Genomic DNA, 16,896 nt, shown 5'->3' with positions numbered 1-16,896 from the left:
TCGACCCCCCTGAAGGGGTGGTGCCCGGGCGGGGTGATCGTGCTTTACTGGGTGAATGCGAGCACTCACATGGCAAGGACTTGGCGACGTCCGGGTCGAAAACGTCCCCGATCCCGTTCTGCAGGATCCCACCGACGCCATCGTGCGGGTCACGTCCACCGCGATCTGCGGTTCGGACCTGCACCTCTACGGCGTGCTGGGCCCGTACCTGCAGAAGGACTACGTGATGGGTCACGAGTTCATGGGCATCGTGGAAGAAGTGGGACCGGAGGTCAGCAACCTCGCACCCGGTGACCGCGTGGTCGTCCCGTTCGTGATCGCGTGCGGTCACTGCTGGATGTGCGACCGCGGGCTGTACGCCGCGTGCGAGACCACCCAGGTCCGCGAGATGGGAACGGGCGCCGCGCTGTTCGGTTTCTCCTCCCTCTACGGGTCGGTCCCCGGGGGCCAGGCGGAAATGGTGCGCGTCCCGCACGCGGACTTCGGCCCCGTGAAACTGCCCAAGGACTTCGACGACGAGCGTTTCCTCTACCTCAGCGACATCCTGCCCACCGCGTGGCAGGGCGTGAAGTACGCGAACGTGGGGGAAGAGGACACCCTCGCGGTGCTGGGCCTCGGACCCGTGGGCCAGCTCGCGGTGCGTTCGGCCAAGCTGCAGGGCGTCAAGCGGATCATCGCCGTAGACCGTGTGGACGAGCGCCTCGCCCTGGCCAAGAGCTGGGGGATCGAGACCGTGGACATGCGTGAGGTGGACGAGGTCTCCGACACGCTCGTCGACATGACGGACGGGCGCGGCCCCGACGGCGTCCTGGATGCCGTGGGCATGGAAGCGCACGGCAACCCCATCGCGGAGAAGATCGTCGCCGGCGCGGCGCGACTGCCCAAGCCGCTCGGGCGCAAGGCCATCGAGACGGCCGGTATCGACCGGTTGGACGCGTTGCACACCGCGATCCACAGCGTGCGCCGCGCGGGCACGGTCTCGGTGTCGGGCGTGTACGGCGGAATGGCGGATCCCATGCCCATGATGGAGATGTTCGACAAGGGCATCAGCATGCGCATGGGCCAGTGCCACGTGCGCCACTGGACCGATGAGCTGCTGGAGATCGCGAGCCGCCCGGACGACGTCCTCGGCCTCGAGTCACTGGCCACCCACCACGTGTCCTTGGAGGACGCACCGGAGATGTACAAGATCTTCCAGGAGAAGAAGGACGGCTGCATCAAGGTGGTCCTCAAGCCATGACCCTGTGCACACCACGATCATGCTCATGGGAAGAGGAGCCGGTCGCCCTTGACTGACGTACTGCTTCGAGTAGCCACTGCACCCCGCCGTGGGGTCGATCGTCTCATCCGCGGATACCAGCGCCACCTCTCACCGCGTAAAGGATTCACGTGCGCGCATCTCGTGGCACGGGGCGGGCAGTCCTGCTCCGCGGCGGTGCGCGGCATCATTGCGCAGTACGGCGTGATCCGAGGGATCATCCCCACGATGCTCCGTTTCGCGGCCTGCTACCGGGCGGCACTCATGCTCGGCCCCGCGGGCCGCGGCGACGTGAGCGGAGTCTGCTGCTGCGGGCCCATCCCCATTCCGTTCCGGTTCTAAGAAAGATGGAGGAAGCCCCTCCCACCTCGCGGCGCGCTCGGAGGTAGGAGGGGCTTCGTGGTGCCCGCCAGTTACGTTGTGAGTACCCCCGATCGCCGGGCGTTTGGTGCTCGACCGGGTATGGCTTGTCTGCCCAGCCATCCATGGTCCGGGGGTGTTGCCGCCCGGTCGAGAGACACGCGTTGACCGCTCATAGGGACACGGCCCAGCTTCTCTGAGGTCTCTTCGCAACGTGGGTGCCGGCATCGGGTCTCAAGACTGCGACCAGCAGTGATGCGTTCAACGAGGACGACCTCATGAACGCCAGATTCGCGGCCGTGATCGGCCTGGGCGTGGGGAAGACCGGGCATCGTGCCTGCGCGCTGGACCCCGACGGGAACAGGCTCTTCGACAAGCCCCTCCCGCAGGACGAGGCCCAGCTGCGCGACCTCTTCACACACCTGCAGGAGCACGGCGACGTGCTGATGGAGCCCATCACCATCGGAGCCCTGCCCATCGCAGTCGCTCGCAACGTCGGCTGCGCGGTGGCCTACCTACCCGGGTTGGCGATGCGAAAGGCCGAGGACCTCGCCCACGAGACCACCCGGGCACTGAACCGGATCCGGTCTCTGCTCACACAGATCCATCCCGCTGACCCGGAGGTGTTGGTCGATCGGCTCTTCACGGCGCTCAGCGAGCAGACCGTGGTGGTCCCCGCAACGGCAGGGGTGGAACTGGTGATCCCCCGAGTCGCTGGCCAGGTCAAAGAACTCAAGGAACAGCGGGCGACCGTGGCCCGGGAGGTCGAGGCTATGCTGGAGGACTTCTCTCTCGCCGGGGTCTTGATGAGCATGCCGGGGATCGGCATCAAGACCGCCCAGATCCTCCTGGCCTTCGACGATGGCCCCGCATTCGAGACCGCAGGCCATCTCGCGGCCTACGCCGGCGTCGCGCCGGTCACGCGAAGGTCGGGGACCTCGATCAGGAGCGAGTTCCCCGCCTGATCCGGCAACAAACGTCTGAAGAACGCGCTGTTCTACTCCGCGTGGGTCGCCTCGCACTCAGACCCGATCTCCAAGGCCTACTACGGCCGGAAGCGCGCCGAGAGAAACCGACACCACGCCGCCGTCATCTGCCTCGCCCGCCGCCGCTGCAACGTCATCGACGCGATGCTCCGCAATGGCACCTACTACCAGCCCCCGACCACTACCCTTAGCCCCGAACCAACCACCCTCGCGGTTTGACTCAGAACATAGGAGCACCCCCGGCTGTGCTTTTACTGAGTTAGAACAGATATTCGCGCGCCAGGCTGTTTTTCCTCCACTGTGCATGTGGACGGCGGGCGCGGGCGGTCGGGGTGGCGGGGATGGCCGCAGCGGTGGGAGTGGTCAGGCCGGACGGGCCGCTGGAAAGCGGGCGGTCGAGGTCATGCAGGACTGGCCCGCCAACGAGAACGAGGTGCGAACCCCGACCGGTACACCGATCGATGTTCGCACCTCGTGCATGGGGTGAGCGACGGGGGTTGAACCCGCGACCTCCTGGACCACAACCAGGCGCTCTGCCGACTGAGCTACGCCCACCATTGAACCCGTGGAAGAACCGTTCGATCCCTCCGGGCAACGACGACCACTATAGCGCACGCCCGGGCGGATTCCCGCATCGAGCGCCTGAACGCGTCAGGTCCCGGTCAGGAACCCGAGCGGGTCGGGGAGGCCTTGATGAGCGCGGCGATCTTGCGGGCGTCGTCGGAGGTGGGGCCGGGATCGCCGGGGAAGAGGATGTGGCGGTAGTATCGCAGCTCGTCGATCGAGTCCTCGATGTCGCCGAGCGCACGGTGATTGCCCGTCTTCTCGGGCGCCTGGAAGTACGCGCGCGGGTACCAGCGCCGCGCGAGCTCCTTGATCGTGGAGACGTCGATGACCCGGTAGTGCAGGTGATCCACGAGTTGCGGCATGTCCCGCGTGAGGAACGTCTTGTCCGTCCCCACGGAGTTACCACCCAGCGGCGCCTTGCCCGGTTCGGGGACCCATTTGCGGATGTAGTCCAGCACCGCGTCCTGCGCCTGCGCCATGTCCATGCCGTTCTCGAGCTCCGGCAGCAGCCCGGATGTCTCGTGCATGTTCCGCACGAAAGAAGACATCTGATCCAGCGCGGCCTGCGGGGGTTTGATGACCACGTCCACGCCACTGCCCAGCACGTTGAGCTCGTCGTCGGTCACGAGCGCGGCCACCTCGATCAACGCGTCATCGGACAGGGACAGCCCCGTCATCTCGCAGTCGATCCACACTATTCTCCGGTTTGCAGTCGTCACGCCCTCCAATGTATCGCGTCGTGCGGGCACCCCCGCGACGCCGCCTCGCCCCGGGCATCCGGTTGGCGTACGACGTCGCACGGTAGGATCACCCCGACGCCGCCCCCGCGCACCGCGCGCCGCGGCGGACGATTCCCAGACCCCTCATCTGCGGCCACCGCGGAAGCACCGGGAGGCCCGTAGTGCGCATCACGTCCAGGACGGAACGTCACCCGACGCTCCCCGGAACCGGACGGGACGCAGCCCCGGGACGGGACGCGACGTCCTCGGTGTCATTGACCCGCACCGTGGTGATGGGCTCGCTGGGCTCGCTCATGTTGCTGTTCGGATCCCTGGGCGTGGGATGGCTCGCGAGCGTGTCCTCGCTGCGGCGCATCCCGCTGATCATGTGGATGCGCTTCGAGACCGTGGGCGTGGTGGTCTCGGTCGTGATGCTCGCCCTCGGAGCCATGCTCCTGGTGCGGCAGTGGCTGCGCCTGGGCCAGAAACTCAGACCGTGGGGACCGGAGAGCGCCCGCTGGGTGCTGATCTCGATCGCGGCGTGGGCGGCGCCCATGCTCGTGAGCATCCCGTTGTTCAGTCGGGATGTGTACTCGTACATCGGGCAGGGCCGCGTGATGGCGAACGGGTTGAACCCGTACGAGTCCGGGGTCTCCACGATCGACAACTTCTTCCAACTGGGCGCGGACCAGTTATGGGCGGAATCCCCGCCCCCGTACGGCCCGGTGTTCCTGTGGCTCGAACAGCTCGTGGTCCTCGTGACCGGTGCGGACCCGGACGCCTCCGTGCTGCTGTTTCGGGCCTTGTGCGTAGTGTCCGTGATCGCGTGCATGTGGGTCATCCCGCGCCTGGCCCGGCTGCACGGCGTCAATCCGCGGCGGGCCATGTGGCTATCGGTGGCCAATCCGCTGTTCCTCACGAACTTCGTGGTGGCCGCCCACAACGACGCGATCATGCTGGCCCTGGCCCTGATCGGGACCTACGTGGCGGCAATGCACCGCAACTGGAAGGGTGGGATCGCGGGCACGACCCTCGTGACCCTGTCTGTGGCGATCAAGCCCATCACACTGATCTTCCTGCCGTTCGTGGGCCTGCTCTGGGCCGGGCGCGGTGCGTCGTGGCCGCGCCGGTTCGCGATCTGGGCCCTCACGCTGGCCTACTCCGTGGCCCTGTTGGCGCTCATGGGATTCGTCAACGGCTTCGGTTTCGGGTGGGTCTCCGCGGTCTCCACACCGGGCACCGTGTACATCTGGTACGCGCCGATCGGACTGCTGGGGTTGTTCGCGCAGCTCGTGGGCAGCTCGTGGGGGTTCAACGGCTCCGCGTGGATGGACGCCGTGCACACGGCCGGGACGGTGCTCTCCGCCGCGGTGGTGGTCGTGCTGATGTTCGTGGGGCGGGACGCCAAACTATTCCGCCGGCTCGCGTGGGCGCTCGCCGCGTTCGTGCTGCTGGCCCCCATCATCCAGGCATGGTATGTGGTGTGGCTCATCCCGTTGTTCGCGATCTCCGGGATCCGCGACGACTGGCAGGTGGACGTGCTGTTCTTCGTGACCGCGTTCTTCATGGTCTACGCCGTGGCGGACCAGCTGGACGTGTTCCCTTATCTGGACCTGAACCTCTTCGCGGCGCGGGTCATCGCCGCGCTCGTGGCCCTGACGTACGGCATCTACCTGTGGCTACTGGACCCGGCCACCCGACGTGTGGCGCGGCCCCCACGTGGCGAGCGGGCGACGTCGCCCGTGCTGTGACGCGAACGCGGCCCCGCTCACGAGGAGCGGGGCCGCGTTGGTGTGGAGCGGGGAATCAGACGCCGAAGTACATCTGGAACTCCAGCGGGTGGGGGACCACAGAGAGCGGCTTGAGCTCGACCTCACGCTTGTACTCGATCCAGGTCTCGATCAGGTCCTCGGTGAACACGTCACCGGCGAGAAGGAACTCGTGGTCCGCCTCGAGGGCCTCGAGCGCCTCGGACAGGGTGCCCGGGGCCTTCTTGATGTCCTTGGCCTCTTCCGGGGGCAGCTCGTAGAGGTCCTTGTCGATGGGGTCCGCCGGCTCGATGCGGTTGCGGATCCCGTCCAACCCGGCCATCAGCTGCGCGGCGAACGCGAGGTACGGGTTGCACGAGGGGTCCGGCGCGCGGAACTCCAGGCGCTTGGCCTTGGGGTTGGTGCCCGTGATGGGGATCCGGATGCCCGCGGAGCGGTTGCCCTGCGAGTAGACCATGTTCACGGGGGCCTCGAAGCCCTTGACCAGGCGGCGGTAGGAGTTCACGGTGGGGTTGGTGAACGCGAGCACCGCGGAGGAGTGCTCCAGCAGGCCGCCGATGTACCAGCGCGCCACGTCCGACAGGCCCGCATAACCCTTCTCGTCGTAGAACAGCGGCTCCCCGCCCTTCCACAGCGACTGGTGGCAGTGCATCCCCGAGCCGTTGTCGTTGAAGACGGGCTTGGGCATGAACGTGACGGTCTTGCCGAACGAGTCCGCGGTGTTTTTGATCACGTACTTGAACTTGAGCAGGTCGTCCGCGGCGGCGGTCAGCGTGGAGAACTTGTAGTTGATCTCCGCCTGACCCGCGGCACCGACCTCGTGGTGGGAGCGTTCGACCTCAAGGCCCACCTCGTCCAGGGCCACGCACATGGCGTCGCGCAGGTCCGCCTGCTTGTCCACGGGGGACACGGGGAAGTAGCCGCCCTTCACGGGGGTCTTGTTCGCGAGGTTGCCGCCCTCTTCCTCACGGCCGCTGTTCCAGGAGGCTTCGTCCGAGTCGATCCGGTAGAAGGTGTGCTCGGGGGAGACCTGGAAGCGGGCGTCCTCGAAGACGAAGAACTCGGCTTCGGACGCGAAGTTCGCGGTGTCCGCGATACCGGTGGAGGCCAGGTACGCCTCGGCGCGCTCGGCTACACCGCGCGGGTCGCGGTGGTAGGGCTCGCCGGTACGCGGGTTCACGATCGAGCACGTGACCACGAGCGTCTTCTCGAGCCGGAAGGGGTCCACGAACGCGGACTGGGGGTCCGGGATCAGCTGCATATCGGACTCGGCGATGCCCTGGAAACCACGGATGGAGGAACCGTCGAACAACTGCCCGTCCGTGAAGAAGTCCTCGTCCACCGCCTTGGCCGGGAGGTTAAAGTGCTGCTGCACACCGGGCATGTCCGTGAAACGCAGATCGACGAACATGACCTCTTCGTCCTTGAGGAACGCGAGCACTTCTTCGGCTGATTGGAACATGGACCTGTTCTCCTTCTGTGTGGGCGTCCGATCAACGCCGCGGTGGCGGGGACCACCGCGGTCGTTCGGTTCTGATGTCCAGCGTAGGAACCTGGCGTTGCCCGTCCATGACACGAATGTTTCGTCCGTGTAACGCCCGGAGCGTGATGCACGGAGGGCTCGCCGACCGGTCAGTACGAGCCCCAGTCTACCGGCGGGTGCGCGAGCTCCCACGTCGGCCCGTTAGGGTGAAGTCATGATTTCTCGCCAGGACATGGGCTCGTGGCTCGACGGCGCCCCCCAGGGAAGCCAGCCATACCCCGGTCGTCGTCTGGGTCGCCCCGCTGAGGGGCCGGGCTCGATCGCTCGCTTCCCTGCGCGCCTGGTGGCCCTGGTGATCGACTGGGTGCTCGCGGTGGTTCTCGCGGGGCTGTTCTTGGCGCAGTGGAACGGGTCGGGGCTGATGAACCTCGCGGTGTTCTTCGTGATCAGCGTGCTCATGGTTGGGTTCTTCGGGCGCACCCCGGGGCACTGGATCATGGGGTTGCAGGTCCAGACGATGAAGGGCCGCCCCGCCGGTTTCGGCAGAGCGGCCCTTCGCACGCTGCTGTTGTGTCTGGTGATCCCCGCGCTGATCGCGGACGAGGACCAACGGGGTCTGCACGATCGCGCGGTCGACACCGTCCTGGTGCGCGTGCGCTGATCAGCAGGATCGCCCCACGGCGCGTGGGCGCTGGTTCAGCGACCGCGCATGGACTTACGATCTGGGCGCGCACGCATGGGATCCACGCCCTTGGGGATCGGCAGCTTGTTCTGCAGGGTGTTCATCCGGCGGTGGACCACCTGAACTTCTTGCTTGGTGAGCTTATTCTCCAGGCGCTTCATCTCCTTGGTGAGCTTGCTCAGGGGGATCTGGTTCTCGCCGTTGCCGGACTTGAGCACGTGGATGGGGACGTTCTGGATCACCGGGCCGATGCGGCGGCGTTCCTTCTTCACGAGCTTGTCTACGCGGTTGACCGGGCCCTCGGTGATGAACACGACACCGGGGCGGCCCACGGCGCGGAACAACAGGTCCTTGGACTTGGGATCCATCGCGGCGGGTTCCTCCTCCACGATCCACCCGCGTTTGAGGGTGGACAGCGCGGCCCCCGCGGCACCGGGTTGTCCTTCAATGCGCGAGAATGCGGCTTTCTCGGCCCGCCGTGACAGCAGGATCACGGCGGCGAGCACCGCGAACGGGATGCCGATGAGCAACCACGTGATCCAGTTGCCGAGTAGCACACCGATGAGCAGGAACACGAGCAGCACGCCTAGGCCGAGCAGGATCATCCACCACAGGATGTTCGGCTCGCGCTCGCGAGTCATCTGGAAGACCTGCTTCATCTGCGCGAAGATGCCCGGGCCCTTGGCGGCCTTGCGCTGGCGCTTCTCCTCGCGCTTACGGTCGCGTTCGGCGGCCTTGGCCTTGATGGACGTGGCTGGTGACACAGTTCTTCCTCGCACTCGCTGACACAGGGGATCCCCGCCATTCTATCCGCTGAGGCCCGACGACGCGGCGTCTCGTCCGTAGGGAAGCCCTCCCGGGTGCCGCGCGGCGCCCGCAACGGACGACGCCGCCCGGAAGTGGGCGGCGTCGTTCGCGGAGCGGTGTTGGTGCGGGCGTCAGCCCAGGCGGGCCAACAGGGAGGAGGCTTCCTGGCTCGCGGAACCCGAGTCGTCGATGTGGGACAGGTGCTCGGGGATCTCGCGGCCCATCTTTTTCATGGCGCGTGCCCACAGCTTGCCCGCGCGGTAGCTGGAACGCACCATGGGCCCTGCCATCACACCCAGGAAGCCGATCTCCTCGGCCTGCTTGGACAGCTCCACGAAGGTCTCGGGCTTGACCCACCGGTCGATGGGGTGGAACGTAGGCCCGGGGCGCAGGTACTGGGTGAGCGTGATGATGTCGCACCCGGCGTCGTGCAGGTCGCACAGGGCGTCGTAGACCTCGTCGTCGGTTTCGCCCATTCCCAGGATCAGGTTGGACTTCACGATCATCCCGTTCTCCTTGCCCTGCGTCAGCACGTCCAGGGAGCGTTCGTACGCGAACGCGGGACGGATCTGGCGGAAGATACGGGGGACGGTCTCCAGGTTGTGCGCGAAGACCTCGGGCTGGGCGTCGATGACCTGCTGCAGGGCGTCCGGCTGACCCTTGAAGTCGGGGATCAGGATCTCCACACCCGTGCTCGGGTTCAGGGCGTGGATCGCGCGAATGGTCTCGGCGTTGAGCCATGCGCCGCCGTCCGCGAGGTCGTCACGGGCCACCGAGGTCACGGTCGCGTAGCGCAGTCCCAGGTCACGCACGGACTCGGCCACCTTGCGAGGCTCGGCGACGTCCACCATGCCCGGCTTGCCCGTGGCGATGTCGCAGAAGTCGCAGCGGCGCGTGCACGTGTCCCCGCCGATCAGGAACGTGGCCTCACGGTCCTCCCAGCACTCGTAGATGTTGGGACACCCGGCTTCCTCGCACACCGTGTGCAGCCCGCGACCCCGGGCCATGGACTTCAGTTCCGTGAACTGGGGTCCCATCTTGGCGGTGTTCTTCAACCACGAGGGCTTCTTCTCGATGGGCACCTCGGCGTTGCGTGCCTCGACGCGCAGCAGTTTGCGGCCTTCGGGGGCGATGGTCATGAGTACTCCTCGCTGGTGGCGCTGGCGGGGCCCGGTCCACGCGGATGAGCGGTACGGGCCGTTCTCAGGGGTCTGTTCTCGACGATCCGCGATTCGTGCGGTGGCTGTGGCCCGGTCAGGACACCGCGGTGGGTGACGCGTCCCTCGCTCGGGAGTCACCCGTGTGCGGCAGTCGCACGGGCGGTGCCGGGACATCGGGTTCGAAGGCGACGCACAGGTCCGCCTCACGGGCCGCGAGTTCCTGCTCCATACGCTGCACAACGTCCGCCGGGTCGATCCGATTCCCGGTCTCCTGGCTGATCGAGGTCACGCCGGCGTCCGTGATCCCGCACGGGATGATCTTGCCGAACGGGCGCAGGTCGTTCGAGCAGTTCAAGGCGAAACCATGCATCGTCGCACGCTTGGAGACCTGCACACCGATCGCCGAGATCTTGCGATCGGGGCCCCGCTCGTCCGCGAGCACCCACGCGCCGGACCGGCCCTCCACGGTGGTCGCGGGCACGCCGAAGTCGCGGACCACGGCGATGATGACCTCTTCCAGGACACGCACGAAGCGCACCACGTCCAAGGGGATCGGCAAGCGCACGATGGGATACCCCACGAGCATCCCGGGGCCGTGGTAGGTCAGTTTCCCGCCCCGCCCGATCGGGACCACGTCCGTGCCGTCCCACGGGTACTCGTGCTTCTCGGCGCGGCGCCCGGCGGTGTAGACGGGTTCGTGTTCCACCATCAGCACCGTGTTGCCGCGGGTTCCGGCCACGACCTCGCCGTGGACCTCCCGCTGCAGGTCCAAGCACTCGCGGTAGTTCACGAAGTCCGGTGCCAGACCGATGCGTTCGAAGTGCAGAGCCATTCCGCCAGCCTATCCCTTCCGCCCGTCTGTGGATAACGTGAGCGGGCCGCCGTGTTTCACGGCACAGTGAGGTCATGAACGCAGAGCAGGAACCGGAGCAGCTCGAGGCGCCGTCCAGGACCCGTGACGCGTCCGCGCCGTCGCGTGGTCACAGCGCCCGGGACCGCGTGCGGGCCGTGCGCGCGGGTGAGCGGCGTCGTCACGGTCTCGAGGGACACGACGACGCCGCGGCCGCCCCGAGTGCGGCCCCCACCGCCAGTGCGGTATCCGCCGGCCATTCGGGACCCGCCCACCGTGTGCAGCCCGCCGACCGTGCGGAGTCGCTTGAGTCGATGAGCGATCCGGCCGCCGAGACGGTCGAGCGCGACGGTCTCGAACTCGTGGAGAAGCTCGGGGAGGGCGGTGGGTCCCGCACGTGGCTGGCCCGGGAACGCACGACCCATGAGAAGTACACCGTCACGTTCGTCGTGACCGAGGACCGCGAACACCGGCGGGCCGGCGAGGAGCAGATCGCCGCCCTCGTCGAGGCATGGGCGGAGTCACCGCATCCCGAGCTCGTGAGCGTGCGCGCGACCCTCGGCGGGGACGGCGTATCCCGGGCGCTCGTGGCGGACCACGTCCGCGGCAAGACCCTTGAGGACACCATGCGCGACCGGGGACGGCTGCGGCCTGAGGACACCGCGCCGGTTCTCGCGGCGGTCGCTCGTGTGCTTTCGCACCTGCACGAGCGCGGCTGGGTGCACGGGGACCTCGCGGCGCATCACGTCCTCCTCACACCGGACGGGCGCGCGCTCGTGGACGGCTACGGCGTTCCCGCGGGCAGCTCTGTGGGGCCCGTGCCATGGGGTGTCGCGGATCGGTCCGCGCACCCCGGGGTGGCGCTCGGCCCCGCGGAGGATGCATACACCGCGGTGCAGGACGTGCATGCCTTGGGCGTGCTGGGGTGGCTCGCGCTCACGGGCCGGCACCCCGGCCCCGAGTCGCACCGGGTGCCGTTGACGCTCATGTGTCCCGCCGCGCCGCGTCACCTCGTGCTGATGCTCGAAGCCGCCCTGGCTGACGATCCCGCCGCGCGCCCCTCCGCGCAGGAACTCGCCGCGGGTTTCTCGGCCTCCGCACCGCGGAGCAAACCGGTCGGCCGGCCACCCGAACGCATGACCCCGGAGGTCATCCGCGCGGACGGCACCGTGGCGCGGCCCCGCCGCCTCATGCCCCTGCGCCCCGTTCCCCGTCGGCTCGTTCCCCCGCGTCGGATTCGGATGAGTCCGGGCGGCGTCGCCGTGGCCGGGGTGGACACGTCCGTGCGGCGCAGGGCGTGGCTCACGGCCGCCGGAGTCCTGGGTGCAGCGGCCCTGGCGTGGGGATTCCTCGCGTGGGACGGTGGCGGGCCCGTCGCCAGGCCCGCCGAATCCGGTGCGACGTCGGCAGCCGAGGCGGGGACGGCGTCGTCGCCCCCGGATGCGGCCGCCGGGACACCCTCCGGAACGAGCTCGCGGTCCCCTGGGGCGACCCCCGTGCCGGACGCTGCGGGGGCGTCCAGGGAAGCCACCGCGCGATCGGCCACCGCGCCAGGAGAGACCATGCAGGACAAGGACGGTGAGGCGCGAAGGGCCGTCGAAGGCCTCGTGTCCGCCCGCGCGGCGGCGCTCGCGGCCGGGGACGAGACGGCCGTCGCGGAAGTGTACGTCGCGGATTCGGGACTCGCCGCGCGGGATCGGGACCTGATCCGGCGCGCGAAGGCCCAGGACACCTCGGGATCGGGATTAACGGCCTTGTCCGGTGTGAGCATGGACGTCGTCCGGTTGACCGAACAGCGGCCCCGCGCCGGGTCGGGTCTCACGCCCGCCGAGGCGGCCCGCACTCGCACCTACGACGCCGAGGTCCGGACGCGGGGCTGGCACGGCGAATTACCCACGGGCTCCCACGTGACCCGACAGGGGGGCGAGGCCCTGCAGACCCTGCGGATCTCGGTGACCCACACCCCGCGGGGGTGGCGGCTCGCCGACGTCACACCGGTCGAGGCCGCTCCGTGAGAGTCAGCCCATGACGGCCCCCGCGCGGCGGCCGCGACATGAGGGTCGGCTCGTGACGGTCTCGTCATGGGGGTCGGATCGCCGAGGGAGGCTGCCGCGCGCCGACGGCATCGACAGGCCCGCAACGGGTGGCTGCGAGGCAGCCGCCGCCCATGGGCGGAGGCGCTGACCCGCGGGTCGTGAGCAACGCGAAGCCCCTGTGCCGTCGCAATCTGAAGGGAACGCGCGGCACCGGGGCGTGCGGTGGGAACGGGGGACGTTCAGGGAAGCGGGTGGCTCACCAGAACACGGCGACGGCGGCATTGATCACGGCCAGACCGCCGACCGCGTGGGCCAGCCCGGTGGACACGGGCTCACCGCGCTTGGTCTTGCGCATCCCGATGAACGCCGCGACGGCCACGACGAGCAGGATGATCAGCTTGACGCCGATCTTCATGTGGTTGACCGCGAAACCGTCCTGCATTTCGCGGAAGACCACCATGACCAAACCGGTCAGCAGCATCACGATCGCGGCCCAGAACTGACCGGACGTGACGGTGGGGCGCTTCATGGTGAAGAGCCACGTGCCGATGATGACGGCTAGACCGAGGAAGTGGAGGAACAACATCAGGCTGAAGAGGAAAGACATGATTCGAGCCTATCGGAGCCCCGTCACACGAAACCGCCGGGATGCGTTCTGAGTGATCCAGAACACATCCCGGCGGCCGGGAAATCAACCGAACGGTTGACCGCGGTGGGTCACGGGGCAACCCTTACAGGCCGACCTCCGATTCGAACTGACCCGCTTCCAGGCGCTTCTTGAGCGTGCCCAGGAACCGGCCGGCGTCCGCGCCGTCCACGAGACGGTGGTCGTAGGTCAGGGACAAGTAGCACATGTGGCGGATGGCGATGGTGTCGTTGCCGTCCGCGTCCGTGAGCACCATGGGGCGCTTGACGATCGTGCCCGTGCCCAAGATGGCGACCTGCGGCTGGTTGATGATGGGTGTGTCGAACAGGGCACCGAAGGAACCGATGTTCGTGATGGTGAAGGTCCCACCGGTCAGCTGATCCGGGGAGATGGAACCGTCCTTGGCGGCGGCACCCACTTCCGCGATCTGCTTGGCCAGACCACCCAGGTTCAGGTCACCGGCGTTCTTGACGACCGGCACAAGCAACCCGCGGGGGGTGTCCACCGCGATCGCGATGTCCTCGGAGGCGTTGTAGACGATCTCCTTGGACTCTTCCTTGAACGTAGCGTTGAGCACGGGGTGCGCCTGCAATGCTTCGGCCACGGCCTTGGCGAAGAACGGCATGAACGTGAGCTTGGCGCCCTCGCGCTTCTGGAACTGGTCCTTGGCCTTCTGACGCAGCTGGGCCACGCGAGTCATGTCCACTTCGGTCACCTGAGTGAGCTGGGCGGAGACGTCCAGGGACTCGCGCATGCGCTTGGCGATGGTCATCCGGATGCGGGGGGCCTTCTCCGTGGTGCCGCGCTTGGCGTCCGGGGCGGGGGCGGAGGCCGGCTGGGCCTCGGAGCCCTGGCGGGACACGGCCGGTGCCATGTTGGCGCCGGTGTCCTGGACCTGGGGAGCCTCGGACTGCTTGGCGGCCTCCTCCGCGGCGGCGAGCACGTCCTGCTTGCGGACGCGCCCACCCACACCCGTGCCGGTGATCGTGGACAGGTCCACGTCCTTCTCACGGGCCAGCTTGCGCACTAGCGGGGTCACGTAGCCGGGGACGTCCTTGGTGCCGGAGTCCGAGGACTTGGCACCGGAATCGGAGGACGCACCGGACTCGGACTGCTTGGCGGGAGTGGGCTTCTCCTCGGAGCCGGAGCTCTTCTGGGGAGCCTTGGCCTCGGCGGCCTGTTCGGTGTTCTCACCGGAATCGGCTTCGGTCGCGGCGTCCTCGATCTGCTCGGCCTTGGTCTCACCCGACTCGTCGGAGGAACCGTTGTCGGAGTCGGAGTCGGAGTCGGAGTCGGAGTCACCGGAGCCGGCGGCGGACTCGTCGCCCACGATCGCCAGGACCTGGCCGACCTCGGCGTCCTCGTCCTCCTGGACCTTGATCTCCAGCAGGGTCCCGGCCACGGGGGAGGGGACCTCGGTGTCGACCTTGTCGGTGGAAACCTCCAGCAGGGGCTCGTCGACCTCAATCTGCTCGCCGACCTCCTTGAGCCAGCGGGTCACGGTGCCCTCGGTCACGGACTCACCCAGCGCGGGCAGGGTGACCTCCACGGAGTTGCCCGAGGACTGCTTGGTGTCGGCCTTGGGGGCCTGCTCGGTCTCGGTCTCCGCGGCCTGTTCGGTGTTCTCACCGGAATCGGCTTCGGTCGCGGCGTCCTCGACCTCCTCGGCGGAAGCGTCCGAGGAGTCAGCGGAAGCGTCCGAGGAGTCATCGGAACCCGAACCGGAGCCGTCACCGATGACGACCAGCGGGGCACCGACCTCCACGTCCTCGTCCTCCTCGACCAGGATCTTCTCGACGACGCCGGCCACGGGGGAGGGGACCTCGGTGTCGACCTTGTCGGTGGAGACCTCGAGTAAGGGCTCGTCCACGGCCACCTCGTCGCCCACCTGCTTCAACCAGCGGGTCACGGTTCCTTCGGTGACAGACTCGCCCAGCGCGGGCAGGTTAACGGTTTCAGACATTGTGTCGTCCGTCCCTCTCTAAAGATCGGAAAATGTGCAACGTGTCCCGGGTCCGTGCGGTCCCGGGGTGGTGAGGGGCCGGGTGCCCACCCCGTGGGGCGGGCACCCGGTGCAGTGGATCAGCCGTGCAGCGGAGTGCCGGCCAATGCCATCGCTGCCTCACCGATGGCCTCGTTCTGGGTGGGGTGGGCGTGGATGAATGCCGCCACGTCCTCGGGGTAGGCCTCCCAGTTCACCATGAGCTGGCCTTCACCGATCTGCTCACTGATGCGGGTCCCGATCGCGTGGAACCCCACGATGGGTCCGTCCTTCTCGCGCACCAGCTTGATGATGCCGCCGGTGCCTAGGATGGAGCTCTTGCCGTTGCCAGCGAGGTTGTACTCGAAGGTCTCCACGTTGTCCTTGCCGAACTTCTCCTCCGCCTTGGGCTGGGAGTAGCCCACGGAGGCGATCTCGGGCTCGGTGAACGTGACCTTGGGGACGTTGATGTCCGGGACCACCACGGGGTTGAGCCCGGCGATCTCCTCGGCCACGAAGCGGCCCTGCTGGTAGCCGCGATGGGCGAGCTGCACGCCGGGGACGATGTCACCGATCGCGTAGATGTTGGCCACGCCCGTGTGCAGGCGCTCGTCGGGGGTCACGAAACCGCGGTCCATGGGGATGCCCTGGTCCTCGAAGCCCATGCCCTCGGTGTTGGGGCCGCGGCCCACGGCCACCAGCACGATCTCAGCCTCGAATTCCTTGCCGTCCGCGAGGGTGACCTTGGCGCCGTCGTCGTTCTGCTCGACCTTCTCGAAGAACGTGCCCAGGTTGTACTTGATGCCGCGCTTCTTGAACTCGCGCTCAGCGATCTTCACGATGGCCGGGTCCTCGTTGGCCACGAGGTGGGGCAGACCCTCGATCACGGTCACGTCCACGCCGAAGGAGCGCCACATGGAGGCGAACTCGCAGCCGATCACGCCGCCGCCCAGCACGATCGCGGACTTGGGCACGAAGTCGATCTCGAGGGCCTCGGTGGAGGTCATCACGCGACCGCCGATCTCGATGCCCAGGGTCTTGGAGAAGGAACCAGTGGCCAGGATGATGTGCTCACCCGTGTAGGTGGTGCCGTCCACGTCGATGGTGTTGGGGCCGGTGAGCTTGCCGTTGCCCTGGATCACGTCCACCTTGCGCATCTTCATGAGCCCGGTGAGACCCTTGTACTTGCCCTGCACGACCTTGTTCTTGTACTCGCGCACGGCCGCCATGTCGATGGACTCGAGGGAGGCCTTGATGCCGTACTTCTCCGACTCCCGGGCGCCTTCGGCGAGTTCGGCCGAGTGCAGGTACGCCTTGGTGGGGATGCAACCCCAGTGCAGGCACGTACCGCCCAGCTTCTCCTTCTCGATCAGCGCCACGCTGTAACCCAGCTGCACCGCGCGCAGTGCGGCAGAGTACCCGGCGGATCCTCCGCCCAGGACCAGAATGTCGTATTGGTTGTCGGCCACGTTGGCTCCCTCGGGGTTCGAGTTCTTGGTTTCTGATGCCCGCCCGGGTCCCGATCCTGGGTGTGTGTGGGGCGGTCACGGTTGGGGTCCAGCCTAACGCCACCCCGGGGGGGCTCACCAGAC

At 67.7% G+C, this 16,896-nt stretch carries 13 protein-coding genes, 1 tRNA gene and 1 pseudogene; 6 read left to right on the top strand and 9 right to left on the bottom strand.

Translation table 11 applies throughout. The annotated features are described in order from the left end of the window. Positions 1-55 precede the first annotated feature (55 nt). The 3 genes and pseudogenes from HBK84_RS07645 to HBK84_RS07635 all read left to right on the top strand — a co-directional run bounded on the left by HBK84_RS07645 (position 56) and on the right by HBK84_RS07635 (position 2,823). On the top strand, positions 56-1,240 hold the full coding sequence (locus HBK84_RS07645; RefSeq protein ID WP_098054543.1) for a zinc-dependent alcohol dehydrogenase: 1,185 nt from the start codon (positions 56-58) through the stop codon (positions 1,238-1,240). A gap of 48 nt (positions 1,241-1,288) precedes the next feature. Further along, positions 1,289-1,600, top strand: a complete 312-nt coding sequence (gene yidD, locus HBK84_RS07640) for a membrane protein insertion efficiency factor YidD (RefSeq protein WP_231885405.1) — start codon at positions 1,289-1,291, stop codon at positions 1,598-1,600. A gap of 296 nt (positions 1,601-1,896) precedes the next feature. Beyond that, positions 1,897-2,823: pseudogene (locus HBK84_RS07635) on the top strand (transposase). Positions 2,824-3,083: 260 nt separating this feature from the next. On the opposite strand, the gene HBK84_RS07630 reads toward HBK84_RS07635, so the two are convergent. After that, positions 3,084-3,159: transfer RNA gene (locus HBK84_RS07630), tRNA-His, on the bottom strand. Positions 3,160-3,266: 107 nt separating this feature from the next. Continuing rightward, positions 3,267-3,890, bottom strand: coding sequence for an oligoribonuclease (gene orn, locus HBK84_RS07625; RefSeq protein ID WP_098054541.1), 624 nt, complete (start codon positions 3,888-3,890; stop codon positions 3,267-3,269). Positions 3,891-4,159: 269 nt separating this feature from the next. On the opposite strand from orn, the gene mptB reads away from it, so the two are divergent. Beyond that, positions 4,160-5,641 carry a polyprenol phosphomannose-dependent alpha 1,6 mannosyltransferase MptB gene (gene mptB / locus HBK84_RS07620; protein WP_240918873.1) on the top strand — a complete coding sequence of 494 codons (1,482 nt, stop codon included), beginning with the start codon at positions 4,160-4,162 and terminating at the stop codon, positions 5,639-5,641. A 55-nt stretch (positions 5,642-5,696) separates the two neighbouring features. Here mptB and glnA read toward each other — a convergent pair whose 3' ends face one another. After that, complete coding sequence (glnA, locus tag HBK84_RS07615; RefSeq protein ID WP_064845161.1) at positions 5,697-7,121, bottom strand: type I glutamate--ammonia ligase; 1,425 nt, start codon at positions 7,119-7,121, stop codon at positions 5,697-5,699. 235 nt (positions 7,122-7,356) lie between these two features. Here glnA and HBK84_RS07610 point away from each other — a divergent pair, with 235 nt between their 5' ends. Continuing rightward, the gene (locus HBK84_RS07610; protein ID WP_064845162.1) at positions 7,357-7,803 is read left to right on the top strand and encodes an RDD family protein; all 447 of its coding nucleotides are present in this window, start codon (positions 7,357-7,359) and stop codon (positions 7,801-7,803) included. Between the two features lie 35 nt (positions 7,804-7,838). On the opposite strand, the gene HBK84_RS07605 is transcribed toward HBK84_RS07610, so the two are convergent. From HBK84_RS07605 to lipB, 3 genes are all read right to left on the bottom strand, one after another. Next, positions 7,839-8,588: a DUF4191 domain-containing protein gene (locus tag HBK84_RS07605; protein WP_167318575.1), complete on the bottom strand. Its 750-nt coding sequence runs from the start codon at positions 8,586-8,588 to the stop codon at positions 7,839-7,841. A 174-nt stretch (positions 8,589-8,762) separates the two neighbouring features. Then, positions 8,763-9,770, bottom strand: a complete 1,008-nt coding sequence (lipA, locus tag HBK84_RS07600; protein WP_085105942.1) for a lipoyl synthase — start codon at positions 9,768-9,770, stop codon at positions 8,763-8,765. Positions 9,771-9,885: 115 nt separating this feature from the next. Continuing rightward, complete coding sequence (gene lipB, locus HBK84_RS07595; protein ID WP_167318574.1) at positions 9,886-10,623, bottom strand: lipoyl(octanoyl) transferase LipB; 738 nt, start codon at positions 10,621-10,623, stop codon at positions 9,886-9,888. Between the two features lie 74 nt (positions 10,624-10,697). Between lipB and HBK84_RS07590 the strand changes: the two genes are divergently transcribed. Beyond that, complete coding sequence (locus HBK84_RS07590; RefSeq protein WP_167318573.1) at positions 10,698-12,656, top strand: protein kinase; 1,959 nt, start codon at positions 10,698-10,700, stop codon at positions 12,654-12,656. Positions 12,657-12,933: 277 nt separating this feature from the next. Here the strand turns inward: HBK84_RS07590 and HBK84_RS07585 are convergent, their stop codons facing one another. From HBK84_RS07585 to lpdA, 3 genes are all read right to left on the bottom strand, one after another. Then, positions 12,934-13,284, bottom strand: a complete 351-nt coding sequence (locus HBK84_RS07585) for a hypothetical protein (RefSeq protein WP_035961358.1) — start codon at positions 13,282-13,284, stop codon at positions 12,934-12,936. Positions 13,285-13,408: 124 nt separating this feature from the next. Next, positions 13,409-15,286 carry a 2-oxoglutarate dehydrogenase, E2 component, dihydrolipoamide succinyltransferase gene (gene sucB / locus HBK84_RS07580; RefSeq protein WP_167318572.1) on the bottom strand — a complete coding sequence of 626 codons (1,878 nt, stop codon included), beginning with the start codon at positions 15,284-15,286 and terminating at the stop codon, positions 13,409-13,411. A gap of 119 nt (positions 15,287-15,405) precedes the next feature. Further along, a complete protein-coding gene (gene lpdA / locus HBK84_RS07575; RefSeq protein WP_098054531.1) occupies positions 15,406-16,773 on the bottom strand; it encodes a dihydrolipoyl dehydrogenase in 1,368 nt (455 codons plus the stop codon). Positions 16,774-16,896: the final 123 nt, after the last annotated feature.

The organism is Kocuria sp. KD4, from assembly GCF_011769905.1.
In the GTDB taxonomy this organism is placed as follows: domain Bacteria; phylum Actinomycetota; class Actinomycetes; order Actinomycetales; family Micrococcaceae; genus Kocuria; species Kocuria marina.
The sequence above is the reverse complement of the archived record's forward strand: the minus strand, read 5'-3'. Positions and strand labels throughout refer to the sequence as shown.

Coding starts and splice junctions, on each gene's coding strand:
- HBK84_RS07645 (WP_098054543.1), top strand. CDS start 56: ATGCGAGCACTCACATGGCAAGGACTTGGCGACGTCCGGGTCGAAAAC.
- HBK84_RS07610 (WP_064845162.1), top strand. CDS start 7,357: ATGATTTCTCGCCAGGACATGGGCTCGTGGCTCGACGGCGCCCCCCAG.
- HBK84_RS07590 (WP_167318573.1), top strand. CDS start 10,698: ATGAACGCAGAGCAGGAACCGGAGCAGCTCGAGGCGCCGTCCAGGACC.
- HBK84_RS07585 (WP_035961358.1), bottom strand. CDS start 13,284: ATGTCTTTCCTCTTCAGCCTGATGTTGTTCCTCCACTTCCTCGGTCTA.
- lipA (WP_085105942.1), bottom strand. CDS start 9,770: ATGACCATCGCCCCCGAAGGCCGCAAACTGCTGCGCGTCGAGGCACGC.
- glnA (WP_064845161.1), bottom strand. CDS start 7,121: ATGTTCCAATCAGCCGAAGAAGTGCTCGCGTTCCTCAAGGACGAAGAG.
- lipB (WP_167318574.1), bottom strand. CDS start 10,623: ATGGCTCTGCACTTCGAACGCATCGGTCTGGCACCGGACTTCGTGAAC.
- sucB (WP_167318572.1), bottom strand. CDS start 15,286: ATGTCTGAAACCGTTAACCTGCCCGCGCTGGGCGAGTCTGTCACCGAA.